The following is a 25,358-nucleotide window of genomic DNA, read 5'->3' on the forward strand; positions in this document are numbered from 1 at the left end:
TCACCGTGCGCGGGAGCGGTTTTTCCCGTCGTGGGCGGTTGCCCGAGCCTGCGGTACCGTCGGTCGGTGCCATCCAGTGAGTCCACCGCACCCGCGGACGAGTCGGTGCAGCAGGAGACCGCGACGGTCGTTCGCACAGTGCTCACCGCGCTGCGCAGAGGCGGTGCTTTCCTGGTGGTCGGCGCGATCGGGTTCCTGGTCGACGCGGGCACGTACAACCTCCTGGTCTTCTGGGGCGGTGAGGGCGTGCTCTATCACTACCCACTACCGGCCAAGATCATCGCGATCGCGGTGGCGACGGTGGTGACCTATTTCGGCAACAAATGGTGGACCTTCGCGCACAAACGGACCGACAATCCCGGACGCGAGTACCTCCTCTACGCCGTGTTCAACGTCGTGGCGATCAGCCTGCAACTGGGCTGTCTCGGCTTTTCCCGCTACCTGCTCGACCTGTCCAGCCCGCTGTCGGACAACATCTCCGGTACGTTGATCGGGCAGATCGTGGCCGTGGTGTTCCGGTATTGGGCCTACGACAAATTCGTCTTCACCGGGGCTCGCGCGGGCAATGGCAGCGCCACCGACAACGAATCGGCGAACGTTTAGCAATGGTTCGACCACACGTCGGCGTGGCTGCACGGCGGGCAAGCGCGCACAGCGGTTGATATCCTCACCCCCGCCTTGAAGGCATCGAGGGGCGTGTCTGTCCCGTCCGGCACAATGAGAATTTCGAGGATTTCATGGATCAGTCGGCTATCGAGGCCGTTACCGAAACAAACGATCGCTCGACGGCCGCTGAGGCGCCTGCCGCGCTGCGCGCCGACCATCGGGCGCCGGACCGGCTGGTGTTACAGCGCGGCATCTTCACCGGCCCGTCGGCGAAGGTGAGCGACGAGCTGTATGCCGTGGTGAAGGGCGGCGCGCACCGGGAACGCCAGACGCTGCGCTTGGACAAGGGCGCGACCGCGCACACCAACACCTACTTCGGCCGGTTCGCCGCCAGCTACTGGCAGCGCTGGACCACCGTCACCGAAGTCCGGGTCACCATGGTGCTCGACGTGGTCGCCAAGGCGAGGATTCGGCTGGTGGCCTCCGACATCGCCGGTCACCGGCGGATCATCGATACCGCGCGGGTCGACGCAGGCGGCCCGGTGACCCTGAGCGCCCCGCTCGACCAGTACGTCGACGGCGGCGCGCTGTGGGTGGAGTTCGACGCCATCGGCGGCGCGCTCGGCATCTCGGAGCTGACCTGGACCGCCGTCGCGCCGGAGCGGGTCCGTCCGGTCGCCATCGCCATCTGCACCTTCAACCGCGCCGCGGACTGCGCCGAGACGGTCGCCGCGCTGGCCTCCGATCCCACCGTGCTGGCCGCCATCGACGCGGTGTACGTCGTCGACCAGGGCACCGACCTGGTCGAGAACCGGCCGCGCTACCAGGAAGTCGTCCCGGTCTTCGGTGAGAAGCTGCGCTACCTGCGCCAGCCGAACCTCGGCGGTGCGGGCGGCTTCACCCGCGGCCTGTACGAGGTGTCCGCGGTGAACGAGCACGCCGACGTCATCCTGATGGACGACGACATCCTCTGCGAACCCGAGACCGTGCTGCGGCTCAACGCGTTCGCCAACCTGACGGTGGAACCGACTCTGGTCGGCGCGCAGATGCTGTTCCTGCTCAACCCCGACTACCTCAACGTCGGCGCCGAGGAGGTGCACCTGCACCGGCTGCGGCACGGCCAGAAGGTGCCGAAGGCGCTGCGCAACACGAGCATGCTGAAGAAGAACCAGGAGCGCCGCGTGGACGCGGGCTACAACGCCTGGTGGACCTGCCTGATCCCGGCCGAGGTGGTCGCGAAGATCGGCCTGCCGATCCCGATCTTCTTCCAGTGGGACGACGTGGAATACGGCGTCCGGGCCCGCGAACACGGTTTCGTCACCGTCACGCTGCCCAACGCCGCGGTGTGGCACGCGGACTTCTACTGGAAGGACTACGACGACTGGGCGCGCTACTTCAGCACGCGCAACTCGCTGATCGTCGGCTCGTTGCACACGGAGCTGGACGGGAAGGAAATCACGCGCAAGCTGTTCCGGGAGATGTCCGAGCAGCTCGTCGCGATGCAGTACGGCCTGGTGCACACCACCTTGCAGGGCATCGAGGACTTCCTGAAGGGGCCGCAGGTATTGCGGGACGGCGGTATCGAAGCGCTGGCCGCGGCGCGCACCAGCCGGGCCGACTACCTCGAGACGATCAAGCACCCGGCCGCGACGCCGCCGGTCCGCTCGGCGGACATCCAATTGCGGCGCGCGGGCGGGGAGCCCAGCCGCGCGTTGCTGGTGCTGGTCAAGCGTGCGATCAATCAGTGGCTGGGCCGCACCCAGCACGGCATCATCGGCGTAACCAGGGAAGACGCCTATTGGTGGCACGTCTCGCTGTTCGACCACGTGGTGGTGACCGACGCCTCGCAGTCCGGTGTCCGGGTGCGCAGGCGCGACAAGGCTCGCGCGCGTCAGCTGCTGCGCCGGATGGTGCGAGTGCTGCGCCGGTTGCGCCGGGAACTGCCCGCTCTGCAGGCGCAGTACCGTGCCGCCATGCCGGAACTGACCAGCCGCGAGAACTGGGAGCGGTTGTACGGGATCGAGGGGCCCGCCGCTCCGCGCCCCTGAGCCGAACCGCGGTGCCCCCGGTGGCGATCAGGACCCTGATCGCTACCGGGGGTATCCGGCCGTATTCGACCGTCAGAGAAAAAGGTCGGTGGTGAGTTCGCCGTCGCCGGGGGTGACGCGGTACTTGTCCAGATCGGTGATGCCGTGGGCGGCCAGCACCTCGTCATCGATGAAGAAGTTGCCGCTGGTCTCCTTGCCGGGTGCGGTGAGCACCAGGTAGGCGGCGTCGGCGTAGATGTCGGGGGTGCGCGAGGTGGAGACCATCTCCTCGCCGCCGAGCAGGTTCTTCACCGCGGCGGTGGCGATGGTGGTGCGCGGCCACAGCGAGTTGACGCCGATGCCGTCGCCCTTGAGTTCCTCGGCCAGCCCCAGCGTGGTCAGCGACATGCCGTACTTGGCGATGGTGTAGCCCAGTGCCATGCCCGCCCACTTCGGGTCCAGGTTCAGCGGCGGGGACAGGGTGAGGATATGCGGGTTGCGCCCCGCCTTCGCCGATTCGCGCAGGTGCGGGATGCTCAGCTTGGACAGCAAGAAGCTGCCCCGGCAGTTGATGTCCTGCATCAGGTCGTATTTCTTCATCGGCAGGGCGTCCGTCGGGGACAGGTCGATCGCGGAGGCGTTGTTCACCACGATGTCGATGCCGCCGAAGCGCTCGACCGTCCGGCGCACCGCCTCGGCCACCGACTCATCGATGCGGACGTCGCCCACGAACGGCAGCACCTGCCCGCCCGCCGCCTCGAGTTCCGCCGCGGCGGTGTGAATGGTGCCGGGCAGCTTGGGGTGCGGCTGATCGGTCTTCGCGATCAGGGTGATGTTGGCGCCGTCGGCCGCGGCCCGCTTGGCGATCTCCAGCCCGATGCCGCGACTGCCGCCGGACATGATCATCGTTCGGCCCGCTAGCGGCTTGGATCCCGGTTCCGTCATGTGAGCTGCTCCTTCGTTTCCGCCGCCGGCGGCAGCCCGCGGCTGTACCCGCTTTGCAGACTAAGCGTAAACCCCGCTCCTATGCAATCAGTTGCATAGGGTGTGCGAAGAGAGGGCACCGGCGCGCCGGTGCCCTCTCCCGGATCAGATCGAGGCGATGACCACGATGTTCAGCAGGAACATCAGTCCGACCAGCGCCCAGACGATGTACAGGAACAACATGCCCGGCGCCTTCTGCGGAACCGGTCCGATCGCGCCGTTGAGGAAGATCACCACGGGCGCCTTGTAGTAGAACCGGGCGGCCTGTCCGTCGGCGATCGGCACGGTCACGTTCGCCGGACCCATGTCGAACAGCCACGGAGTGGCGACCCGGACGTGGTACTGCCCGGGGCCGACCGGAATGTGGTTGGCTCCCCAGCGGGTGTTGGGTACCCGCTGGCCATTGACCAGGATCTTCGGCTTGGTCAGCGCGAGCAGGAACGCCCAGACCGAGTACGAGGCATCGATGGTGATGCCCGGCGGGTCGGCCGGTTGGCCGTAGCCCTGCTGCGGAGCGAACTGCTGCGGCTGCCCGTACGGTTGCGGCTGCCCGAACTGCTGCGGCGCACCGTATGGCTGCGGCTGGCCGTATTGCGGTGCGGGCTGGCCGAATTGGGGCGCGGGCTGCCCGTAGGGCGGCTGACCGACCTGGGGTTGGGCGAGATGCGGTTGGCTCGGATGCTGCCCCGCGGGCGGCGCGTACTGCGCCGGAGCCTGCGGCGGCGGGTACTGACCGACTGGCGGCTGCTGACCGAACGCCGGCTGCCCGGGCCATTGCCCGGGCTGCTGGCCGTGTGGCGGGTACCCGCCTGGTTGACTCATCTATCCCTCCCAGATAGCGAACGATGCGAGGGGCACCCTACCGTGCCCCTCGCTCGATCAGCGCCGCGAGTTCTTCTCCCGGAACATCTTGCGGTGCTGCTTGGTGATGCCCCGCCACACCCGATCGCGTTCGGCTTGCAACCGTTTGTCGGTGCGCGCCTGCATCCACTCGTTCTCCCGCGCCAGCTTGTGGTAGCTGTCGAGTCTGCGCTGGGTGATTTCGCCGTCCTCGATCGCCGCCAGCACAGCGCAGCCCGGCTCGCCCCGGTGCGCGCAGTCACCGAAACGGCACTGAGCGGCAAGGGTTTCGATGTCGCTGAAGGTCTTCTCGATGCCTTCGGTGGCATCCCACAACCCGACACCGCGCAGCCCGGGCGTATCGATCAGGGTGCCGCCCCCCGGCAGCGGGCGCAGTTCCCGGTGCACCGTGGTGTGCCTGCCCTTCTTGTCCGCGTCGCGGACCGCGTTGGTGGCGAAGATCTCCGCGCCGAGCAGCGCGTTGGCGAGGGTCGACTTCCCAGCACCGGAGGGTCCCAGCAGCGCGACGGTGCCGTCGAGCATCGCGGTGAGCACCTCGAGCCCCAGGCCGGTGCTCGCACTCACCGCCAGCACCGCAGCGCCCGGCGCGACGGCACGCAAGTCGTCCAGCGGGAGGTCGGTCGCCGCGTCGGCCTTGGTGAGCAGCACGATCGGCTGGGCGTTGCTCTCCCAGACCAGCGTGAGCATGCGCTCGACGCGCCCGAGGTCCACATCGCCGTCGGCGGCGGTGCAGATCAGGACGGTGTCGACGTTGGCGGCGAGCACCTGGCCCTGCGAGCGGCCGGAGGCCGACGACCGCATGATCGCCGATCGGCGCGGAAGCAGGCCGCGCACCGCCGACGTGGCGTCGATGGTCACCCAGTCGCCGGTGCACAAACCGCTGACCTCGGCATCCGGGCGCGGGCAGCGGGCGCGGGCGAGCCCGTTCGGCGTGGCCACGTCGCATTCACTGCGATCCATGCGGATCACTCGCGCGGGCACGCAGTCTTCCTCGATCATCGAGGCGTAACGGGTGGAAACGGCTTCGGTCCAGCCGTAAGGGACGAGCAGGTCGTAGTCGACCATGGTGGATGGAATCCTTCGTCGGGCGCCGAACCCGACCAGGGTTCAGCGAGCGGAGAGTGAAGTGGAGTTTCGTGTGGCGGCGCGACTGAGATCAGCTCGCCCGGACACGACAATCCGCACGTTCCTCGTCACGGTCCACACCTCCTTCCGCTCGCGTAGTCCACCCACCTTCGCACTTGTCCCCATCGCGCACAACCGAATTTCCGATCGCACGGATTCGGACGGTTCCGCCGGGACGACCCGGCGCCGGCTAGTCGGGTTTGCCGAACTGCTCGTGGCGGCCGAGGGAGCGCAGGTGGAACCATTCGCGCAGGCCGGCCGGATCGCGGCGGGTGACCAGGAAGAACCAGGAAAAGCGAATCCATTCCTGCGGGAGCAGTTTTCGCATGCCCGGCTGCGACATCAGGTAGCCGCGGTTGCGGTAGGTGAAGTAGCGCTTCACCGGATCGTCCGGGTACTGCGTATGCATTCGACCGCCGAGGATCGGCTTGAACTCGGCCGCGCCATTGGGATGCAGGTACGCCGTTTGCAGGCAGGTGCCGAACGGCAGCCCGGAACGCACCAGCCTGCGATGCACCTCGACCTCGTCACCGCGCACGAACAGGCGCAGGTCCGGCACGCCGATCACGTCGACCGCCTGCGCGGAGATCAACGCGCCGTTGAACAGCGAGGCGATGCCGGGCAGGAAGTCCTCGTCGCCGAGTTCCGAGCGCAGCCTGCGCCAGACCACTCCCCGGCGCAGCGGGAAGGCCAGGCGGTCGGGTTCGTCGATATCGCAGACCACGGGCGAGACCTCGACCAGGCCGTGCCGGTTCGCGCAGTCCAACAGGGTGGACAGCACGTCGGGGCCTTCGGGCCTGCCGTCGTCGTCGGCGAGCCACACCCAGTCCGCGCCGATGCTCAGCGCGTGCAGCATGCCGAGCGCGAAACCGCCCGCGCCACCGAGGTTGTGCGCCGAACCCAGGTAGGTGGCCTCCACCGGCTGGTCGCGCACCAGGTCGGCGACCTCCTGTTCGTTGCCGTTGTCGACCACGATCAAGTGATCCACCGGCCGGGACTGGGAGGTGACCACCTTCAGCGACTCGGCGAGCAACTCGCGGCGCTTGTGGGTGACGACGACAGCCACGACGCGCGGCTGCGAATCGTTGTCCTTCGCAGCGTGTTTCGCCGCCGGCGAGGAGGCGGAGGCGTCGAGCTCGGCGGCCTGCTCCGGCGCGGAGCCGATCCGGGCCTGCGCCCCTTCGTCGATCGGGGTGTCCTGCCCGGTCGGCTCACTCATGCCTGATTCTTCTCCAATTCTCGTTCGGTCGCACCGGCCCGTTCGGCTTCCATTTCGCGCAGCACCGTCGCGACGTGATTCCCCGCCTCCGGCCCCTCATAGGCTCGCACCACTTCTTCGATGCCGCCACGCAAGCGGATCTGGCCGTGATCGATCCACAGCGCCGTATCGCACAACTGCGCGAGGAATTCGTTGGAATGGCTGGCGAAGACCAGGATGCCCGAACGCGCCACCAACGACTGCAACCGCAGCCGGGCCTTCTTCATGAATTCCGCGTCCACCGCGCCGATGCCCTCGTCGAGCAGCAGGATCTCCGGATCGATCGAGGTGACCACGCCCATGGCCAGGCGCACCCGCATACCGGTGGAATAGGTGCGCAGCGGCATGGACAGGTATTCGCCGAGCTCGGTGAAATCGGCGATCTCATCGATCTTCGACAGCATCTGCTTGCGCGTCTGCCCGAGGAACAGGCCGCGGATGATGATGTTCTCGTAGCCGGAGATCTCCGGATCCATGCCGACGCCGAGGTCGAACACCGGCGCGACCCGCCCGCGGATGCGCGCGCTGCCGCGCGAGGGCTCGTAGATACCGGAGAGCAGACGCAGCAGCGTCGACTTGCCCGCGCCGTTGTGCCCGACCAGGCCGACCCGGTCGCCTTCCCGCAACGAGAGATTGATGTCACGGAGGGCCTCGACCACGACGACGTCGGACTGATTGCGTCCGATCGCGCCGCCCGCCTTACCGAGAAACGCCTTTTTCAGCGACCGCGATTTGGCGTCGAAGATCGGGAATTCGACCCACGCCTCCTGGGTCTCGATACTCACACGACTCATCGGGGCGCTCCTATACCCAGTACGGTACGCGCGAACGGTACTGCTTCATGGCGAAGATCGCCACGATCCAGCCGACCAGCGTGATCGCGCCGACGATCACCCAGTGGCGCAGTGCCTGCGGCTCGCCGAGCAGGGGCGCCCGGACGATTTCGAGATAGTGGAACGTCGGCACGATTTCGGCCAATTTCGCGCGGTCTCCGTTGCCGATCTGCGATTCCAAGGTCTTGGTCGTCCACATGACCGGCGTCAGCACGAACAGCATCAGCGTGGTGCTGCCGAGAATCGGCGCGATATCGCGGTAGCGGGTGCTGAAGATGCCGAACACGATCGACACCCACATGGAATTGAGGAAGATCAGCAGGATCGCCGGGATCGCCATCAGACTGGCCACGCCGAGGTGGCGCCAGACGCCGAACGCCGCGAGCATCACCAGGTAGATGACCATGTTGTGGGCGAAGAACAGCAGCTGCCGCCACACCAGCCGGTAGACGTGCACGCTCAGCGCGGAGGGAAGCTGTTTGATCAGGCCCTCGTTGGCGATGAAGACCTCCGAGCCCTCCAGGATGCTCGCGCTGATCACGTTCCAGATGATCAGTCCGACCGTCACGTACGGCAGGTACTCGCGCAGCGGCTGGCCGAGCAGGGCCGCGTACAGCACGCCCATCGCGATGGCCTGCAAGCCGGTGGCGATGGTGATCCAGAACGGGCCGAGCACCGAACGGCGGTAGCGCTGCTTGATGTCCTGCCAGCCCAGCGACAGCCACAGTTCGCGCTGGGCGAACCCGCCCGCGAAATCCTGGAACGCGCGCCGGAACGTCTGGGAGTCCGGCACGATCTTCGCCATGGTGGCGCCGGCGTGCAGGGTCTGCGCCTCCGGCGTGGCCGCGCTCACCGCAGACTCCCGCGAGTCGTCGGAGGGCGTCGTGTGCTCGGCCGGGGAGGTCGGCGAACTGTCATCGGAACGCGCTTGGTCATCGGAACCAACTGAGCTCTCTTCAGGACGCACCGAACCCGGATCGGGGACCGAGTCGGAGCGAGCGGCAGCGGCGGGCACGGTGCACGAGACTACCCCTGCGGCATCCCGCCACCGCGCGGCACACGCGCGTCGACGGTCTCACAGGTATTGGCCGGAACCGCCGGTGACGTGACCGGTCTGGCCGCCGCGCGGGTCGGCGGCGTGGATGCCGGGCGGCAACGCGCCCTGCCGCATCTGTTCCAGCTGCGCGCGTGCGGCCATCTGCTGGGCGAACAGCGCGGTCTGGATGCCGTGGAAAAGACCCTCCAGCCAGCCGACCAGCTGTGCCTGCGCGATCCGCAGCTCGGCGTCGGTCGGCGCGCCGTCGTCGGTGAACGGCAGGGTGAGCCGTTCGAGCTCCTCCCGCAGTTCGGGGGCCAGGCCTTGCTCCAGCTCCCGCACCGAGGACTTGTGGATCTCCTTGAGACGGTTGCGGCTGGCCTCGTCCAGCGGGGCCGCCCGCACCTCCTCGAGCAGTTGCTTGATCATGGTGCCGATCCGCATCACCTTCGCGGGCTGCTCGACCATGTCGGCGAGGGATTCGCCGGAGTCGTCGCGGTCGGCCGACTTGTCCTCGGCACTGTCGTCGGTCACCACCTGCGCGGTGAAGGGCGCCTCCGAGCCGGCCGCCGCCGGAATGGCCAACGGCCTGCCGTCGGGTCCGACAACGACGATGTGGTCCGGTGCCTCATCCGAGTGCGTCATGGTCCCTATCATGTCGTGTTCGCTTCGAACGCGCTAAGCCGGTGGTCCCCGGCCGGGGACGTCGGCGGGGTGCGGCGCGCGTCGCCGGTCGACGCCGCCGGAGGTGGCCGGCGTTCTATTCTGTTCGGGTCGTGTGGTTCGGATTTGTCGAAAGTCGGTCACCATGCTGAGTCCCAGGTCGCTGTGCTCCCGCCACGATGTGGAGGGGAACGCGGTTACACAGGCTCGCCCGCTGCCCTTAGAGTGGCCAGCATGACTTACGACGTCGCGAGGGTTCGGGGCCTGATACCGTCCCTGGGCGACGGCTGGATCCATCTCGACCCGCAATCGGGCATGCTGGTTCCGGACGCGGTATCCCGCGCCGTATCGACGGGTTTTCGAACCTCTTCCTTTTCCCATATCGGCCGCAACGGCGCCGCCGTGCGCAGCGCGGCGATTCTGGACGCCGCCCGCGAGGCGGTGGCCGACCTGGTCGGCGGCGACCCGGCGGGTGTGGTGCTGGGCCCCGACCGCGCGGTCCTGCTGGCCTGGCTCGCCGAATCGCTGAGTTCGCGCCTCGGCCTCGGCACCGGCATCGTGCTGTCCCGGCTGGACGACGAGGCCAACGTGGCGCCCTGGCTGCGCATCGCCAACCGCTACGGCGCGCACGTGCGCTGGGCCGAGGTGGAGATCGAGACCTGTGAGATGCCGTCCTGGCAGTTCGAGGAACTGATCGGGCCCACCGCGCGACTGGTCGCGCTCACCGCAGCCTCGCCGATCGTCGGCTCGGCGCCCGCCGTGCGGGTGGCCGCGGACCGGGTGCACGAGGTGGGCGGCCTGCTGGTGGCCGACGCGTTCGGCGCCGCGCCCTACGCCCTGATCGACATCGATGAGCTGAACGCCGACGTCGTCGCGCTGAGCGCACCGGCATGGGGCGGTCCGCAGATCGGCGCGCTGGTCTTCCGCGACCCCGCGTTCCTGGACCGGATCCCGTCCATGTCGCTGAACCCCTATGCGAAGGGCGCGGAACGACTGGAGGTCGGCGGACACCAATACGCGCTGCTGGCGGGCCTGACCACTTCCATCGACTTCCTGGCCGGACTGGACGAGCGGGCGCACGGCACCCGGCGGGAGCGGCTGGAGATGTCGATCACCTCGCTGCAGGACTACCATGACCAGCTCTTCGAGCACTTGATGAGCATGCTGGACTCGATCCCCAGCCTCACCGTGATCGGCCGCGCGTCCACCCGCATTCCCACGGTCAGCTTCACCCTCGCGGGCATGCAGGCGGAGAAGGTCGCGGCCAAGCTCGCCGACAACCGGATCGGCACGGTGAGCGGCGTACACGGCGGCAGCAGGCTACTGGACGCGCTGGGCGTCAACGACGAGGGCGGCGCGGTGACCATCGGCCTCGCGCCCTACACCACCAAGTTCGAGATCGATCAGCTGGGCAGGGCCCTGCTGGCACTGGAGTGAGCGGCGCCGCCGCGCTCAGAGTTCCCGCACCCGCAGCACCACCTTGCCGAACGCTTCGCCGGAGTCCAGCAGCCGGTGCGCTTCGGCGGCCTCCTCGATCGGCAGTTCGGCAGCGATGACCGGCGCCACCGTGCCGTCGGCGAGCAACGGCCACAACCGCCTGCGCACCTCGGCGACGATCTCGGCCTTACTGCCGACGCCGGTGGCCGGGCGCGCGCGCACGTTCGTGGCGTGGACCGTGCCCCATTTGCGCAGCAGCGCGCCCAGGTTCAGCTCGGCGCTCACGCCACCCTGCATGCCGATCACCACGAGGCGGCCGTGCTCGGCCAGCGCCTCGACGTTGCGTCCCAGGTAGGCCGCGCCCATGATGTCGAGGATCACGTCCGCGCCGGGGCTGCCCGCGCCCGACCGCTCGGCGCGCACAGCGGCGACGAAATCGTCTTCTCTGTAGTTGATCAGCACGTCCGCCCCGAGTTCCGCGCAGCGCGCCAGCTTCTCGGCCGAACCGGCGGTCACCGCGACGCGCGCGCCGAGAGCCTTGGCCACCTGGATTGCGTGCGTGCCGATCCCGCTGCCGCCGCCGTGGATCAACACCAGCTGGTTGGCTCGCAGACCGGCCGTCATCACCAGGTTCGACCACACTGTCGCCGCTGCTTCGGGCAGCCCGGCCGCCGCGCCCAAGTCGAGGGCGTCGGGAACCGGAAGCACCTGGGTGGCGGGCACCACGACCCGTTCGGCGTAACCGCCACCGGAAAGCAGCGCACAGACCCGGTCGCCGACCGCCCACTCCCGCACGCCGTCCCCGAGTTCCGCGATTTCGCCCGAGCACTCGAGTCCCAGCAGCGGGCTGGCGCCGGGTGGGGGCGGATAGTAGCCCTGACGCTGCAAGAGATCGGCGCGGTTGACGCCCGCCGCGGCCACCTCGATCAGCACTTCGCCGTGTCCGGGCTCGGGATCGGGCACCTCCGTCGAGACCATGACCTCGGGTCCGCCGAAACCTCTCAGATCTATCGCACGCACCGTGCCATAGTGCTCCGCGCGGACCGACGGCTGCGCGCTGCCCCCCTTCGAGGCCGCAGCCGCTGCCGCAATTCGGCAAGCTGCCTGCGGTGACCGGCGGCACGGACTACCGTTCCGGTGGTGAGCGGCGGCTTCATCGATTTTCAGAACGAGATCTATCTGGGCGGACTGGGTGGCATGCGACCCGAATTGCCCATGACCGCCGCGGGTTTGGAGGCGCTGGCGCGGGAGCGGCTGGATCCGGCCGCCTTCGCCTACGTCGCGGGCAGCGCGTCCGCGGAGCGCACCGCCGCCGCCAACCGTTCGGCCTTCGAGCGCTACCGTCTCCTGCCGCGGATGCTGCGCGGCTCCACCGGGCCCGGCGCCCGCGATCTGTCGGTGGAGGTGCTCGGCACGAAGCTGGCCGCGCCTGTGCTCACCGCGCCGATCGGGGTGCTCGAACTGCTGCACGAGCGCGGCGAGGTGATCGTGGCCGAGGTGACCGAGGAGCTGGGCATCGGTACGGTGCTGTCCACCGCGGCCTCGTCGACCATCGAAGACGTCGGCGCGGCGGCGGGCGCGTGGTGGTATCAGCTGTACTGGCCCGCGGACGACGAGCTGGCCTGCTCCTTCGTGCGGCGCGCCGAACAGGCCGGGGCCTCGGCGATCGTGGTCACCGTCGACACTCCGACCCTCGGGTGGCGGCCGCGCGACCTGGAGCAGGCGCACCTGCCGTTCCTGGCCGGTAAAGGCATCGCCAACTACCTGTCCGATCCGGTGTTCCGGGCCAAGCTGCCCGCGGCGCCGGAGGAGAGCGAGGATGCGATGCGCACGGCCATCCTCACCTGGGCCGGACTGTTCGGCAACCACACGCTGCGGCCCGCCGATCTGGCACGTCTGCGCGAGTGGACCGATCTGCCGATCGCCGTGAAGGGCATCCTGCATCCCGACGACGCGCGCCAGGTGGTGGATGCCGGCGCCGAGGCGGTGGTGGTCAGCAATCACGGCGGCCGCCAGGTGGACGGCTCGATCGCGGCGCTCGACGCGCTGCCCGCGGTGGCCGCCACTATCGGCGACCGGGCCGACGTGCTGTTCGATTCCGGTCTGCGCACCGGCTCGGATGTGCTCGTCGCGCTGGCTCTGGGCGCGAAGGCGGTGCTCTACGGGCGGCCGTGGGCTTATGGCCTCGGTTTGGCGGGCGCGGCAGGGGCGCGGCACGCGCTGCGGGTGCTGCTCGCGGACTTCGACTCCGCGCTGGGCCTGTCGGGGTGCGCGAACCCGGCCGCGGTGAGTCGCGCACTGTTGTCCACGGTGCGCTGACCTGCGATACCCGCTCATTTTCGCAGTTCGCCGCGCATAGAATGGCCATCGTGCATCCCGAACCGAGCGGTCGCGTCCTGGCCGAGCCCCGCTGGCTCACCCCGGCACAGCAGCGCGCCTGGCGCGCCTACATGGACGGCCACCAGCGCCTGATGACGGCGCTGAATCGGCAATTACAGCGCGACAGTGACCTGACCGTCGCCGAATACCGGATCCTGGTGCTGCTGTCCGAAGCCCCCGACCACTCGCTGCGGATGAGCGAGCTGGCCGACGGCGTGCTGTCCTCGCGCAGCAAGCTGACCCATCAGATCCGGCGGCTGGAAGCCCAGCGGATGGTCCGGCGCAACACCTGTCTGGAGGACGGCCGCGGCGTGCTCGCCGAACTCACCGAGGAGGGCATGCGCCGCCTGGAAGCCGCGGCCCCCGGCCACGTCGAAGCCGTGCGCCGCCACTTCATCGACCTGCTGGCTCCGGCCCAGCTCGAGGTGATCGGCGAGGTCTTCGGCCGCGTCGACGAGGAAATCGGCAAGCGGTCCGGCTGAGAAGTCCGCTACGATCAGGTCCCTGGAGACGTGGCAGAGCGGCCGAATGCACTCGCCTTGAAAGCGAGCGTCGCGAGAGCGACCGGGGGTTCAAATCCCTCCGTCTCCGCTCCACTCGTAGCCTTTCCATGCTCATGGAAAGTGTTTTGTGGGGGTGCAACCCTCACTCCCCGCCCGGCGGGCTTCGCCCCCGGACCCCCTCCTACGGTCGGGCCCACCATGGTTCGCATGCCGTCGCGTCGAGGCCGCTGCACTCGTGCGGGCAGGGCTGGCACGGCTAGCTTTTTCGACCGTCCATGCATAGGATGGTCGCCGGGAAAGGGGGATTACGCAACTGTATTCACGATCGTTCGGCTGTCACACAGGGGTTGTGATCGGTCGTCGATGAGAAGTCGGGCCTGTTTCAGGCAGTTGCGGTGGGGGCGGATTCTGGCAATCGGCGGTCTTTCGCTGGGCAGTCGGACCGGTGGTCACTGTGGCAAGTGCCTGATTCGCATTGATATAACTCGTATGTTCGGGGAGGAATCATGACCACCCTTCGCAAGAAGGTTTCATTTGTCATTGCCGCTGCGGCGGTTGTCACCGGGTCGTTGGCGTTCGCGGCGCCGAGTGCCAACGCATATCCCACTCACATCCCGTGTGATAAAGCGCATGCGAACTGGACGTCGTACGACGGCCCCGGATACAGCGGTCAAGGCTGGGTGTGCACCTACAACGATCGAGAAGGCTGGCACTGGCAGCGCACGTGATAGAGCGGGTCACAGCGCCCCGTCCACGACGAACTGCCTCCGGACGAAGTTCGGCCGGATGTCCAGGTCGGGCGGGTCGTAGTAGCGGTGGAAGGTGGGGGTCAGCCCGGAGGAAATGGGCGGGTTGATCCAGGACCAGTCGGTGGGGCAGGCGCGGCCCGCGGCTTCCTCGCGCTTGACGTGATCGCAGAACTGCTTGGCCACGGTGTGGTGGTCGACCATGTACACGCCCGCCTTCCGGAAGCTGTGCAGCACCGCGCGGTTGAGTTCGACCAGGGCCTGATCCCGCCACAGGCTGCGCTCGGACCTGGTGTCCAGGCACATCATCTCCGCGATCAGCGGGAGCATGTTGTAGCGGTTGGTGTCGCTGAGATTGCGAGCACCGATCTCCGCGCCCAGATACCAGCCGTTGAACGGGGCGAACGGATATGTCATGCCGCCGATCTCCAGGTTCATGTCGGACACCGCGGGCAGCGCGTGCCAGCGCAGTCCCAGCCCGGCGAACCACTCGAACTCGGGGTGCTCGAGTTCCACCTCGCGCGCGAGTTCGGGCGGGATGTCGAACCAGCGAATCGGCTCGTCCGGCGTGCTGATCAACAGCGGGAGTATGTCGAAAGGCGTTCCGGCGCCGCGCCATCCCAGCCGCATGGCGAATTCGGTGAGTTCCACATTGGCGGCGTCGCCGGTGACCGTGCCGTCCCCGTTGCGGTAGCCCGCGTAGCGGATGATCTGCGGGCTGACGATGCGGAACTCGCGACCGTCCGGTTGCCGCGGCGGGCCGACGGTGATCATCGACTGGATGGCGCCACCGTTGGTGGCCATGTGCAGGTGCTGCCAGCAGACCTCGGCCAGCTCACCCGCCGAGCGCACGCGCCGGGCGTCGAGCAATTTCAGCGAGCGCCAATGTTTGCGACCCACGCACCGGGCGTGATTACGCCAGGCGAGCTTGGCGCCGATCAAGATTTCCTCGGCGGTCTGGAGATAGCCGCCGGTCTGTTCGAGCTGTTCCAGCGCGCCACGCCTGCGCTGGGGGTTCAGATGCCCAAGTTCGGGCAGCCGGAAGAACTCGTCGCACTCCCGCATCCGGCGTTGCAGATCGGACCCGAAAGGCTGCGGATTCGATTCGTTCTCGATCGAGGAGACTGACACTGGATTCACGGTTTTCTCCGGTCGGGCATAGTTGCGGTGCTGAAACAATCGAGTCGAGCGAAAATCAGTGCGCGAGCGTGGCGGTCACCGGCGGTGTCGCGGGCAGCCCACCAAGGCGTTCGGAACAGATGCCACGAAATAGCCTCTGTTCGACAATTAACTGAACTACCGATGGGCTGTCGCGAGTGCGAACCGAGCGGCCGGTCTGCTCGTTTTGCCCGAGTTCAGCCCGGTGACCTCGACGCCAGTGCGATGGATACGCGATCATGCCCGTCCTAGTTCGATACCCGGAAAAGGACCGACGCTCAGCGTACGGCGGGTGTGCTGACGGTGTGCCGTGATTTGCTGGATTTGCTGGATCGCCCCAAGGCAGGCAGTGCGATCAGCGGTGTCGAGTATCGTTGACACGAATCGCTTTTCGAGGGTGGAGGGGTTCGCTCGTGCGCAGTGTCACCGGTATGGCGGCCACCGTGGTCACACTTCATATCCTCGGTTGGGGCACGCTTTTGCTGTTCGTGGCGCCGGGGCAGTATGTGCTCGAGGGTGCCGTCTTCGGTGTCGGTCTCGGGGTGACGGCGTACACACTCGGCATGCGGCACGCGTTCGACGCCGACCATATCGCCGCGATCGACAACACGACGCGGAAACTGGTGGACGGTTCGTACATGAGCTTCGCCTACGACTGGGCCTTCGCCAAGCCGGTGCGCAAGATCTACTACAACCTGGTGATCACCGGGCTGTCGGTCGCGCTGGCGCTGCTGATCGGCGGGCAGGAGATCGTCTCGATCGTCGCCGAGAGGCTCGAAGTCTCATCCGGCATCGTGGCCTGGATCGGCAATCTCGACCTGGGTGGTCTCGGCTACATCATCGTGGGCCTGTTCGTGCTCACTTGGGCGGTCGCTATCGCGGTGTGGCGCTTCGCCGGACTGGAGCGGCGCTGGCGGGACGGATTGGCCGCACGATGAGCGCCGCGCGCCGACCTCGACACGGTGATGGCCTGCCACCCACCCTCGGGGGCTCTGGCAGGATGGGTCGCATGCTGTCTCGGCGGGGCGTGCGGCGTTGGGTCTCCAGCGTCCTGATAAGCGCCGCACTTGTCTCCGGTGCGGTGGGGTTCGGCGCCCCGCAGGTCATTGCGGCGCCCGGGAAGCCTCCACCGGTGAACAGCGGGTCCTCGGATGGTCCCGGCCCGGCCGAGCCGACAAGTAAGCAACCCTCCACCCCGCGGATCGAGCGCGTCGAACCGATCAACGATCGGTGGCTGCGGGTCTTCGTCGCCTCGCCCGCGATGAGCCGGGTGGTCGAGGTGCAGGTACTGCTTCCGCGCGACCAGTCGCGTCCGCGCCCGACGGTGTACATGCTCGACGGGCGCAGCGCGAGCCCCGACAGCAACAACTGGACCGAACTCGGGCACGCGGACCGCTTCTACGCGGACAAGGACGTCAACGTGGTGCTCACCGTCGGCGGTCCGGCCAGTTTCTACACCGACTGGCAGCAGCCCGACCCGGTGCTCGGCACCAACAAGTGGGAGACGTTCCTGGCCAAGGAATTGCCCCCGCTGATCGACGCCCAGTTCGACGGCAACGGCACCAACGCGGTCATGGGCGTCTCGATGGGCGCGGAGGCCGCGATGATGCTGGCGTTCCGTCAGCCGGCCCTGTACAAGGCGATCGCGGCGCACAGCGGCTGCTTCTCGATGGGCACCGACATCGGCCAGGCGCAGGCGCGGGCAGTGGTGGCCACCTACATGGGCGAGCCGGACAACATGTTCGGCAAGCAGGACGATCCGGCCTGGCTGGCGCACGACGTCACCCTGCACGCGGACGCGTTGCGGGGCAAGACGATCTACCTGTCGGTCGGCAGTGGTCTGCCCGGTGTGCACGACGTGCCCGGAACCCCGAACGTCGACCTCCCGAGCGCCATCACGTTCGGCGGCCCGCTGGAGGCCGCGACCAATGCCTGCACCCGGCGGCTCACCGACCGGCTGCGGACCCTCGGCATTCCGGTCACCGCGCACTTCCGGGCCACCGGCACGCACTCCTGGCCGTACTGGGCGGACGAGCTGGCCTTGTCCTGGCCGACGATCGCGCCCGCGATCGGCGTCCGCTAACCCAGGAACCGCGCGAGCACCTCCGGCGCACCGGCGAAGCTCAGGAACAGATCGTTCTCGTGCGGGTCGCCTATGGTGACGCGCACCCCATCGGCCCCGTACGGCCGCACCAGCACCCCGGCGGCCGCGCTGGCCTCGCCGAATTCGGCGCTGCGCGCGCCCAGCGGCAGCCAGACGAAGTTCGCCTCGCTCGGCGGCACGGCGTACCCGGCGGCGACCAGCGCGTCGCGCACCCGTTCGCGTTCGGTGACCAGAAGGCCGGTGCGATCCAGCAATTCGTGGCGGGCCTCGAGCGACGCGATCGCCGCCGCCTGCGCGAGCCGGTTCACGCTGAACGGGATGTGCACCTTCAGCAGCGCCGTGATCACGGCCGGGTCGCCCACCGCGTAGCCCACGCGCAGCCCGGCCAGCCCGTATGCCTTGGAGAAGGTGCGCAGCACAACCACATTGGGCCGGGTGCGGCCGATCTCGACGCCGTCGGGGTGATCGGCCAGCCGCACGTATTCGTAGTACGCCTCGTCCAGCACCACCAGCACGTGTGACGGCACCGCGTCCAGGAACCGGACCAGCTCGGCCTTGCCGACGGCGGTACCGGTCGGGTTGTTCGGATTGCAGACGAAGATCAACTTGGTCCGCTCGGTGACGGCGGCGGCCAGCGCGTCCAGATCGTGCACCTGACCCGCCGTCAACGGCACCTGCACGGCCGTGGCGTTGCCCACCTTGGTGACGATCGGGTACGCCTCGAACGAGCGCCAGGCGAACAGCACCTCGTCCGACGGCGACGCGCAGGTGATCTGCACCAGCTCCTGGCACAGTGCGACGCTGCCACAGCCCACCGCGACATTCTCGAAGCCGACCCCGAGGAACTCGGCCAGCGCCGTACGCAGCTCCGTGACCTGATTGTCCGGATACCGGTGGGCCAGCTCGGCCGCCTCGGCGATGGCTTTGGCCGCCGCGGGCAGCGGAGGGACGGTCGTCTCGTTGCTGGCCAGCTTGACCGCGCCGGGATTGCTGCGGCCGGGGGTGTACGCCGGGATCGATTCGAGGTCCGGCCGGATCTGCGCTGTCACACTCCAACCCTATCCGCGCCGGTGGAGGGGCCCGGCGGCGTACCGGAAATTCTCTGGGCTATAGGCCCCCACGTGCAATTTCTACCGAAGATCAGCAACTCGCCCTACGCTGGTTTCATGTCGGGCACCTACGACGATATGGCCCCGCTGCGGGGTAGCGACCAGGAAGACGAGCGGCCGGCCAGCGGTGGGCAGGTGCCCATCACGGTGGTGGAGCCAGAGGGAAACGCCCGCGGCGGAATCGTGCTGCTGCACGAGTCCGGCGAGTTCACCGGCGCGTTACGCGACCTGATGGACGCACTGGCGGGCGAGGGGTGGACGGTTGTCGCGCCCAAACTTTTCCACCGGGGAGGCGGCCAACCGGGCGGCGGAGTCTTCGGTGACGAGCTGTTCGAAGACTTCGACGCCTGCTTCGACTGGCTCACCCGGCGCGGAGTGTTCCCCGACACCATCGGCGTGCTCGGGTTCGACACCGCGGGCACCGCCGCGTTCCTGGTCGCGACCAATCGTCCGATCGGCGCCGCGGTGAGCGTCGCGGCGCCCGGCATCACCGAGCCGCTCACCGACCAGGCCGACGCCCTGGTGCGCGCCGCCCCGCATCTGCAGGCTCCGTGGCTCGGCCTGTTCGGCGTGGACGACCCGGCCACCCCGCCCGCCCAGGTCGACGAACTCCGCGACGCGACCGCTCGCGCCGCCGTCGCCAGCCTGGTCGTCACCTACCCCGGCCTGCACCACCGCGCCGACACCTCGGAGGCGGACGACGGTGACGAAGCCGTCGATTCGCAGACCAGAATCTTCGACTGGTTCGACAGTAACCTGCGCTGACCAGCCGTTTTGTGATCTGGACGGTAGCTCCTGTAACCTTTTGGCTCGGCGGTTCGAAAGGACCGGTGCCCTCGGAAGAGAAGGCTCCAGGAGGCGTGCCAGAGCGGCCGAATGGGACTCACTGCTAATGAGTTGTCCCTTCACGGGGACCGGAGGTTCAAATCCTCTCGCCTCCGCCACACCCGGGAAACCGGGCACAACTGAATAACACCTGCGCCCGTAGCTCAACGGATAGAGCATCTGACTACGGATCAGAAGGTTAGGGGTTCGAATCCCTTCGGGCGCACAGAGGTAGAAGGCCCCTCCGGTATCAGCGGAGGGGCCTTCTCGCATCTCTGACGACACCTATTGACGACGTTCTCACTCGAACGGCGCGTCCATACCCCTCGCCGCGTCGTGCTGCACGACGTCGAGGACATTCACAGAGGTGCCCGTCGTCAGGTGACCGAGCTGAGGCGCAGGCCCCGCCACTTCGTCTCCACGAAGGGCGGGGCGTCGCGTGAAGGCGGACGCCGATGCCACGGATCTGCGCCCCCGCCCGACGTGGGCGGGTCAGGCGCATCTTGTGCGTACGTCTAGGAATAGTTGTCCAGCATCTCGGTGGACCACCGGGCCTGCCGGATCTCTCCCCGTGGACCGAGTTGCGCGAACCAGGGCTTGATGTCCAGCACGGGTGTGCCGTCCACCGCGTCCAGCTCGGCCACGTGCAAGTCCAGGCCGTCCACTCGGAGCAGGCGAGCACGAGATACTCCGAGCCAGTTGATGCGCGGCATGTCTCGATGCGCGAAGATGCCGACCTCCGGCGACGTCGCGTTACCCCGGATATCGGACCCACCGAGACCCAAGTCCGTCGGATCGGTCAACCGGAACCGGAACACGATCTCGAGGTGACTGAACTCCTCCAAGCCTTGCACCGACTTCACCGTGAACCGGCGATCGTCTATGCGGATGATCGCTTCGGTACCGCCCCAGTGATCGTCCATAGCTTCGCGGCGACCACCGACGACATGGGCAACCGGCGCTACTTCGAACACTTCGTCTGCCATACGACCTTGTCCTACTTCCCATTGGCGGCTAGTACTCTGCTGCGTGCTCGTGCTCTCACGTAAACCAGCCACAGGGTGGCCCGAGGCCCGGTGCCGAAGTGCGACCCGACCGCGAATGTTCGCGTAGCGCAGGTCTGCTCGGCGAGATTGTCACGTCGTGGTCCGGTGCGGCCTATCGGTTCCCGCTGCTTCCGGCGGTGGGTTCCGTGCGGGTCAACGGAGGAGATATCTGGTTGAGGGCCTCGAAGACGAGCGGAAACGCGTACTGCGACACCAGGTCGGCCGAACCGGACGTACAGAAACTGTTGATCAGCGGGATCGCGATCTTCTCGACCGTGGCATGCAGCGCGTGCAGGTCGATCCCGTCGATGCTCGCGGTATACGTCTGACGGTAGCGGGCATGTGCTGCGCCGGTGTTGCGCAAGGCATTCGGATGCCACTCCAGCATCGGCTTGACGGGGGAGTCGTCGGGAATGCTCTGCTGCCAGGTCCGTGGATCGGCCGGAAAGCGGTCGGGGTCGTTGAGGATGCGCAGTGCGGTGCGGTATCCGATCACCAGAGTGGCGGGCACATTCGGCGCCAACTCCATCGGTACCAGCGAGCCGTGTCGGCTGCGCATCTGGCGGTAACCGCTGTGCGGATCAGCGACGAACTTCCGGCTACGCAGACAGACTTGAGGTGTGTTGGCGTTGATAGGAGATCCCTGGACCGGACAGGTTCGGGCAGCCGTGGGTCGGGGCCCGGGTACCGAGGAGTTTGCTGTGGTCATAGACGTGACTCCAGGCGAGGGAACAGGAATCCGGCGAGGGTGATCGGTGAGCGCAGGCACGTGGGTGGTTCACGCGCGCCGACTTCTCCGTGCCTTCGTTGCAAACATCACGCTAGCTTGCCCGAGCGGCCGAACCTACTGTCGGAAACGACAGATTCGGTACTGAAACCGACATAAATGGCGGCCGCTACAAAGCGCTCTCTTCGGACGATGCCGCGGCGGGGCGCCACTCGTGGGGTTACTTCCAGGCCGGGAGGGGAGGCAGGTCGCCGGTGAGATCAGAACCGGCGCCGCGGCCGAGGAGCCAAGCGGCGAGGGATGAGGCCGGGCCGGAGATGGTGTGGGTGGGCGAGGCGGTTCCGATGGTGGCGGTGTAGTCGGAGTCCGTGGCGCGAAGGGTGAACGGTTCGAGTGGGGTGTCGGCGGTGAGACGGGTGAGGTCGGCGGTGGCCTGCGGGAGGATGCGGGCGACGAAGGGGGCGGGCCAATCGGAGGGAAGATAACCCGTGTTCAGGTCGACGTGGTGAATCTCGACCTCTTGCAGGCGCATCCAAAGGACTTCGGCCGCTGGGATCGGGCGGCCCTGCCGGGTGCGCACCTGTGCTCGCCAAGCGTCGTCGGTGAGTGAGCGGGCGAGGGCGAGGAAACGGGTGGTGGCGGCCGCGTTGTCGGCGAGGTGTTCGGGCAGTGGGCGGGACGCGCCCGCCTCGATGTCGTGATCACGCAGGAAAGTGCTGGCGTACTGCGGGATCTCGATGCCGGTGTGGGCCCACAGCAGCAGGTTCAGCAGGCTGTCGGCGTTGCGGGCGAGATGGGCCAGGACGTGGCCGCGGGTCCAGCCGGGCAGCGCGGATGGTTCGGTGACGGCGCGCTCGTCGAGGCCGCGGATGGTGTCGAGCAGGCGAGTGGTCGCCTCGGCGACGGTGTCGAGTTGCACGGGGGTCTGCGAGGCGGTGGTCACGGTTTCGACCCTAGCGAGCGGGAACCCGGCTCGCCGCCATCGACGGGCCGGGTTCGACCGAGCCTCGCCTAGCCGCCGACGATCGCGTCGGCTTCGATCTCGACCAGCAGGGCGGGGGTGATCAGAGCCTTGATCTCGTACATGGCCGTCGCGGGACGGATCGCGCCGAACGCCTCCGCGTGCGCTTCGGCGACCTCGGGCCAGCGCGCGATATCGGTGACGAAGATGCGGGTGCGCACCACGTCGGCCAGGCTCGCGCCCGCCTCCTCCAGCGCGGAGGCGACGCGTCGCAGGGTTTCCCTGGTCTGCTCGCCGATGTCGTCGCCGCCGACCGCCGTGCCGCCGGGGGCCGAAGCGGTGGTGCCGCTGACCGCGATGACATTGCCGAGCCGGACCGCCCGCGAGTAGCCGACGATGTCTTCGAACTCCGAACCCGAGGAGATGTTCACGCGATCACTCATGCGCGAAAGCATCGCACGGCGCTCGGCGCGGTCATATGCCGGACAGTCGAGTGCGCGGCGCTCGGCGGTGGAACCCGAATCGGTGCCGGGATGTACAGGGCGTTGCGACGGCGACCCAGCAGTGCAGCGGTCAGTGCGGCGGGGTGCATGCCCTGGTTTGCTGGGTGCGCTAGGTAGGGCGACGACCACGACGTCACGGTCGTGCTGCTGCGCTGACTCGCAATCTGTTCGGCTCGGCCCGATCCCGGCCCTCCGCGAGCACCGCTACGGCCAAGGCGATCAACCACAGCGACATCGCGCCGACCTGGATCCGCTGCGCTATCCCGAGGGCGTGATTCCCCGGCAGGTGGTCGGCCACCAGCATCCATGCCGTCGCCAGCGCACCGATCACCAGCACGACCAGGCCGAATTCGCGCAGCACTCGCCAGCGCCGATAGCGGAACGCGGCGAGGCCGAAAGCGAGCGCGGCCACCGCGATCGAGGTCACCGCCAATGTGCTCGTCAGGGCGTGCGGCTGATGCAGCTGTGGGAACAGTTCGCGTGAACCCCCGCACCCGCGCTCACCGGGAGCGCAGTCGCGCAGCGGTAGCAGGACGTCGGCGATGGTCGCCGCCCCGAAGCAGAACAGCGCGATCCAACCGGTCGTGGTCAGCTTGCGGCGGGGAAACAACAGAAGTCCGGCGAGCGCGGCAGTTGTCAGCGTGGCCCCGACGATCAGGTCCGCTGTCGCGAACACCTCGCGGTACGGCTTTCCTTCCGCGTCCAATTCGCTGAGGAACGTATCGACCGGGTCGAGGTCTATCGGCAGCGCGAATTGCAGCACCCAGGACGAGTAGCACAGCCCAGCGAGCGCGATCGCCGCGGCGACCAGCAGTATTGTCGGCCGCACGCGCCGAACGGTGATCTCCGGGCCACCCGTCACGCCCTCATTGTGCTGGTTGTTAGAGCGCGCCGGACAGCGGCGGGCCGCACATGTCACTACCATCCGGGACACAGGGTCTTGTCAGCTTCGCCCGGCACGCTGGACGTCAGCTGCAACTCGAGGAGGTCCCCATGCTCGGATTCGCGACCGCCGCCGCCGGAATCGCGGTCATGACGGTGATGGTGATGTCCGGCTACCTGGCCGCGCACGCCCCACGTTCACTCGTGCGGGTGCGACACCGCTGACAGCGCCGCCTGGACGCGGTCGGCCGCGCTGAGCGGATCCTCGTGCTCCCAGACGCGGACCACCTGCCATCCCGCCGCGATCAGCGCCGCGTCGGTGGCGCGATCCCGGGCGACGTTGCCCGCCAGTTTGGCGGCCCACCACTCGGCGTTGTTCTTCGGATCGGTGGCGTGCTGCGGGCAGCGGTGCCAGAAACAGCCGTCCACGTAGACCGCGACCCGACGCCGCGGGAACACCAGGTCGGCGCGCCGGCGCTGCCCGCGGATCGGCGCGCGGTCGACGAAATACCGCAGCCCGCGGCGATGCAGTTCCCGGCGCAAAGCGAGTTCGGGATCGGTTCCGGTGCGTCGCTGACGCGCCATCCGCGCGCTGGTGGCCGCGTCGGTGGTAAGCCGCCGGTTCATGCCGCCCAACCGCCCATCCGGTCCAGATGGCTTTCCACGTCGGCGAGGAAGCCGGGCGGAAAACGCAGACTGCCCATGGTGGTGCGGCGCAGGAACCCGGCCGTGGCGCGGGCGGAGAGCAACTGCGCCTCGGCGAGGAAGTGGGTCAGGTCCTCGTACGGCTCGTGCACCGGCCAGGTGGACACCGGCACCCGATGGGCCACACCGCCGTGCCCCCACGCGGCGACCGGCCACGGCGTGCCCGGCGGCAGCGGTTGATCGCCGGGGATCGGATCCAGCGGGGCGGCCAGCCGGGCACCCACCCAGGCCGCCATCCGCACGCTCACCGCGTTGCCGACCAGTTTCCAGCGGTGGCCCTTCCGCACGCCCGGCACCTCGGTCGCGGGCGCCGTCCAGCCCGCGTCGAAGCCCTGCAGGCGTTCGGCGTCGGCGATGCCCGGCGTGACGATCTCCCCGGACGGCAGCCGCACCGCGGGCGGACTGGCGATGCCGAGCGCGGAGCCGCCCTTCAGCGTCGGTACCGCGTTCACCGCCCAGCCCAGCCCGCGCACGCCCTCGGTCCAGTAGAACCCGCACGGGTCGACCTCGGGATCGCCGATGATGCGCGGACCGGCGTCCTCGCCGAACAGCACCGAGCGCGGGTCCTCGGTGCGGGAAGCCAGCATCAGCACCCGCTGTCTGCGCTGCGGCAAGCCGAACGCGCGGGCGTCCACCACCCGGTAGGCCCAGGTGTAGCCGAGATCCTCGAGCGCGCCGGTGATGTGCCGCATGGCCGCGCCGCGGCCCAGCTGCAGCATGAACGGCACGTTCTCGATCAGCAGCCAGCGTGGGCCGCGCTTGCGGCGCACCAGCCGGAACACCTCGTCGACCAGGCCCGAGCGGGTGCCGGTGATGCCGGCGGTGCGCCCGGCCTGGGAGAGGTCCTGGCACGGGAATCCGGCCGCTACCAGCTCGGTCC

At 68.3% G+C, this 25,358-nt stretch carries 26 protein-coding genes and 3 tRNA genes; 12 read left to right on the forward strand and 17 right to left on the reverse strand.

All coding sequences use genetic code 11. The features are described 5' to 3' along the window. Positions 1-66: 66 nt before the first annotated feature. Positions 67-603 carry a GtrA family protein gene (locus tag ON27_RS01100; protein WP_245559735.1) on the forward strand — a complete coding sequence of 179 codons (537 nt, stop codon included), beginning with the start codon at positions 67-69 and terminating at the stop codon, positions 601-603. Positions 604-737: 134 nt separating this feature from the next. Then, positions 738-2,654 (forward strand): glycosyltransferase, encoded by a 1,917-nt coding sequence (locus ON27_RS01105; RefSeq protein ID WP_043717966.1) that lies wholly within the window; start codon positions 738-740, stop codon positions 2,652-2,654. Positions 2,655-2,726: 72 nt separating this feature from the next. Here ON27_RS01105 and ON27_RS01110 read toward each other — a convergent pair whose 3' ends face one another. The 7 genes from ON27_RS01110 to ON27_RS01140 form a co-directional block, all read right to left on the reverse strand. Beyond that, the gene (locus ON27_RS01110) at positions 2,727-3,578 is read right to left on the reverse strand and encodes an SDR family oxidoreductase (protein WP_043717969.1); all 852 of its coding nucleotides are present in this window, start codon (positions 3,576-3,578) and stop codon (positions 2,727-2,729) included. Positions 3,579-3,722: 144 nt separating this feature from the next. Then, positions 3,723-4,439 carry a chromosomal replication initiator protein DnaA gene (locus ON27_RS44565; RefSeq protein WP_245559741.1) on the reverse strand — a complete coding sequence of 239 codons (717 nt, stop codon included), beginning with the start codon at positions 4,437-4,439 and terminating at the stop codon, positions 3,723-3,725. 57 nt (positions 4,440-4,496) lie between these two features. Next, the gene (gene rsgA, locus ON27_RS01120) at positions 4,497-5,543 is read right to left on the reverse strand and encodes a ribosome small subunit-dependent GTPase A (protein ID WP_043717971.1); all 1,047 of its coding nucleotides are present in this window, start codon (positions 5,541-5,543) and stop codon (positions 4,497-4,499) included. A 250-nt stretch (positions 5,544-5,793) separates the two neighbouring features. Further along, on the reverse strand, positions 5,794-6,822 hold the full coding sequence (glfT1, locus tag ON27_RS01125) for a galactofuranosyltransferase GlfT1 (RefSeq protein WP_245559736.1): 1,029 nt from the start codon (positions 6,820-6,822) through the stop codon (positions 5,794-5,796). Next, on the reverse strand, positions 6,819-7,655 hold the full coding sequence (gene wzt, locus ON27_RS01130; RefSeq protein WP_043717973.1) for a galactan export ABC transporter ATP-binding subunit Wzt/RfbE: 837 nt from the start codon (positions 7,653-7,655) through the stop codon (positions 6,819-6,821). Before wzt ends, glfT1 begins: the two co-directional genes overlap by 4 nt. Before the next feature lie 10 nt (positions 7,656-7,665). After that, a complete protein-coding gene (gene wzm / locus ON27_RS01135) occupies positions 7,666-8,499 on the reverse strand; it encodes a galactan export ABC transporter permease subunit Wzm/RfbD (protein ID WP_083887317.1) in 834 nt (277 codons plus the stop codon). Positions 8,500-8,769: 270 nt separating this feature from the next. Next, positions 8,770-9,375 (reverse strand): bacterial proteasome activator family protein, encoded by a 606-nt coding sequence (locus ON27_RS01140; protein WP_043717977.1) that lies wholly within the window; start codon positions 9,373-9,375, stop codon positions 8,770-8,772. 252 nt (positions 9,376-9,627) lie between these two features. Here ON27_RS01140 and ON27_RS01145 point away from each other — a divergent pair, with 252 nt between their 5' ends. After that, the gene (locus ON27_RS01145; RefSeq protein WP_043717979.1) at positions 9,628-10,830 is read left to right on the forward strand and encodes a cysteine desulfurase-like protein; all 1,203 of its coding nucleotides are present in this window, start codon (positions 9,628-9,630) and stop codon (positions 10,828-10,830) included. A 15-nt stretch (positions 10,831-10,845) separates the two neighbouring features. Here ON27_RS01145 and ON27_RS01150 read toward each other — a convergent pair whose 3' ends face one another. Beyond that, on the reverse strand, positions 10,846-11,850 hold the full coding sequence (locus ON27_RS01150) for an NAD(P)H-quinone oxidoreductase (RefSeq protein WP_043717981.1): 1,005 nt from the start codon (positions 11,848-11,850) through the stop codon (positions 10,846-10,848). Positions 11,851-12,027: 177 nt separating this feature from the next. Between ON27_RS01150 and ON27_RS01155 the strand changes: the two genes are divergently transcribed. From ON27_RS01155 to ON27_RS42615, 4 genes are all read left to right on the forward strand, one after another. Next, the gene (locus ON27_RS01155) at positions 12,028-13,149 is read left to right on the forward strand and encodes an alpha-hydroxy-acid oxidizing protein (protein WP_051046112.1); all 1,122 of its coding nucleotides are present in this window, start codon (positions 12,028-12,030) and stop codon (positions 13,147-13,149) included. A gap of 131 nt (positions 13,150-13,280) precedes the next feature. Beyond that, complete coding sequence (locus ON27_RS01160; protein ID WP_174377803.1) at positions 13,281-13,691, forward strand: MarR family winged helix-turn-helix transcriptional regulator; 411 nt, start codon at positions 13,281-13,283, stop codon at positions 13,689-13,691. Between the two features lie 24 nt (positions 13,692-13,715). Next, positions 13,716-13,800 (forward strand) — tRNA-Ser (locus tag ON27_RS01165). Between the two features lie 418 nt (positions 13,801-14,218). Beyond that, entirely contained in the window at positions 14,219-14,440 is a 222-nt protein-coding gene (locus ON27_RS42615) for a hypothetical protein (RefSeq protein WP_157227056.1), read from the forward strand. 9 nt (positions 14,441-14,449) lie between these two features. Here ON27_RS42615 and ON27_RS01170 read toward each other — a convergent pair whose 3' ends face one another. Next, positions 14,450-15,523: a nitric oxide synthase oxygenase gene (locus ON27_RS01170; RefSeq protein WP_083887318.1), complete on the reverse strand. Its 1,074-nt coding sequence runs from the start codon at positions 15,521-15,523 to the stop codon at positions 14,450-14,452. A gap of 524 nt (positions 15,524-16,047) precedes the next feature. Between ON27_RS01170 and ON27_RS01175 the strand changes: the two genes are divergently transcribed. After that, positions 16,048-16,554 (forward strand): HoxN/HupN/NixA family nickel/cobalt transporter, encoded by a 507-nt coding sequence (locus ON27_RS01175; protein WP_083887319.1) that lies wholly within the window; start codon positions 16,048-16,050, stop codon positions 16,552-16,554. Positions 16,555-16,748: 194 nt separating this feature from the next. Then, positions 16,749-17,699, forward strand: a complete 951-nt coding sequence (locus ON27_RS01180; protein WP_245559738.1) for an alpha/beta hydrolase — start codon at positions 16,749-16,751, stop codon at positions 17,697-17,699. Here ON27_RS01180 and hisC read toward each other — a convergent pair. After that, positions 17,696-18,769 carry a histidinol-phosphate transaminase gene (hisC, locus tag ON27_RS01185; protein WP_043717993.1) on the reverse strand — a complete coding sequence of 358 codons (1,074 nt, stop codon included), beginning with the start codon at positions 18,767-18,769 and terminating at the stop codon, positions 17,696-17,698. The genes ON27_RS01180 and hisC overlap by 4 nt on opposite strands. 117 nt (positions 18,770-18,886) lie before the next feature. Here hisC and ON27_RS01190 point away from each other — a divergent pair, with 117 nt between their 5' ends. The 3 genes from ON27_RS01190 (at position 18,887) to ON27_RS01200 (ending at position 19,880) form a co-directional block, all read left to right on the forward strand. After that, positions 18,887-19,594: a dienelactone hydrolase family protein gene (locus ON27_RS01190; RefSeq protein WP_043717996.1), complete on the forward strand. Its 708-nt coding sequence runs from the start codon at positions 18,887-18,889 to the stop codon at positions 19,592-19,594. An 89-nt stretch (positions 19,595-19,683) separates the two neighbouring features. Continuing rightward, positions 19,684-19,773: transfer RNA gene (locus ON27_RS01195), tRNA-Ser, on the forward strand. Positions 19,774-19,807: 34 nt separating this feature from the next. Beyond that, a tRNA-Arg gene (locus ON27_RS01200) sits at positions 19,808-19,880 on the forward strand. A gap of 289 nt (positions 19,881-20,169) precedes the next feature. On the opposite strand, the gene ON27_RS01205 is transcribed toward ON27_RS01200, so the two are convergent. From ON27_RS01205 to ON27_RS01235, 7 genes are all read right to left on the reverse strand, one after another. After that, the gene (locus ON27_RS01205) at positions 20,170-20,640 is read right to left on the reverse strand and encodes a TrmO family methyltransferase domain-containing protein (protein ID WP_043717998.1); all 471 of its coding nucleotides are present in this window, start codon (positions 20,638-20,640) and stop codon (positions 20,170-20,172) included. A 172-nt stretch (positions 20,641-20,812) separates the two neighbouring features. Continuing rightward, positions 20,813-21,259 carry a cytochrome P450 family protein gene (locus tag ON27_RS01210; RefSeq protein WP_051046104.1) on the reverse strand — a complete coding sequence of 149 codons (447 nt, stop codon included), beginning with the start codon at positions 21,257-21,259 and terminating at the stop codon, positions 20,813-20,815. Between the two features lie 388 nt (positions 21,260-21,647). Then, positions 21,648-22,370: a maleylpyruvate isomerase family mycothiol-dependent enzyme gene (locus ON27_RS01215; RefSeq protein ID WP_043718001.1), complete on the reverse strand. Its 723-nt coding sequence runs from the start codon at positions 22,368-22,370 to the stop codon at positions 21,648-21,650. Between the two features lie 68 nt (positions 22,371-22,438). Next, positions 22,439-22,831, reverse strand: coding sequence for a RidA family protein (locus ON27_RS01220; protein ID WP_083887320.1), 393 nt, complete (start codon positions 22,829-22,831; stop codon positions 22,439-22,441). Between the two features lie 193 nt (positions 22,832-23,024). Beyond that, positions 23,025-23,753: a DUF998 domain-containing protein gene (locus ON27_RS01225; RefSeq protein ID WP_245559739.1), complete on the reverse strand. Its 729-nt coding sequence runs from the start codon at positions 23,751-23,753 to the stop codon at positions 23,025-23,027. Between the two features lie 218 nt (positions 23,754-23,971). Next, the gene (locus ON27_RS01230) at positions 23,972-24,400 is read right to left on the reverse strand and encodes a very short patch repair endonuclease (protein WP_043718007.1); all 429 of its coding nucleotides are present in this window, start codon (positions 24,398-24,400) and stop codon (positions 23,972-23,974) included. Then, a partial coding sequence (locus ON27_RS01235) for a DNA cytosine methyltransferase (protein WP_043718010.1) occupies positions 24,397-25,358 on the reverse strand: 962 nt, incomplete at its 5' end. The genes ON27_RS01235 and ON27_RS01230, both read right to left, overlap by 4 nt.

The organism is Nocardia asiatica NBRC 100129, from assembly GCF_000308415.1.
GTDB lineage: Bacteria > Actinomycetota > Actinomycetes > Mycobacteriales > Mycobacteriaceae > Nocardia > Nocardia asiatica.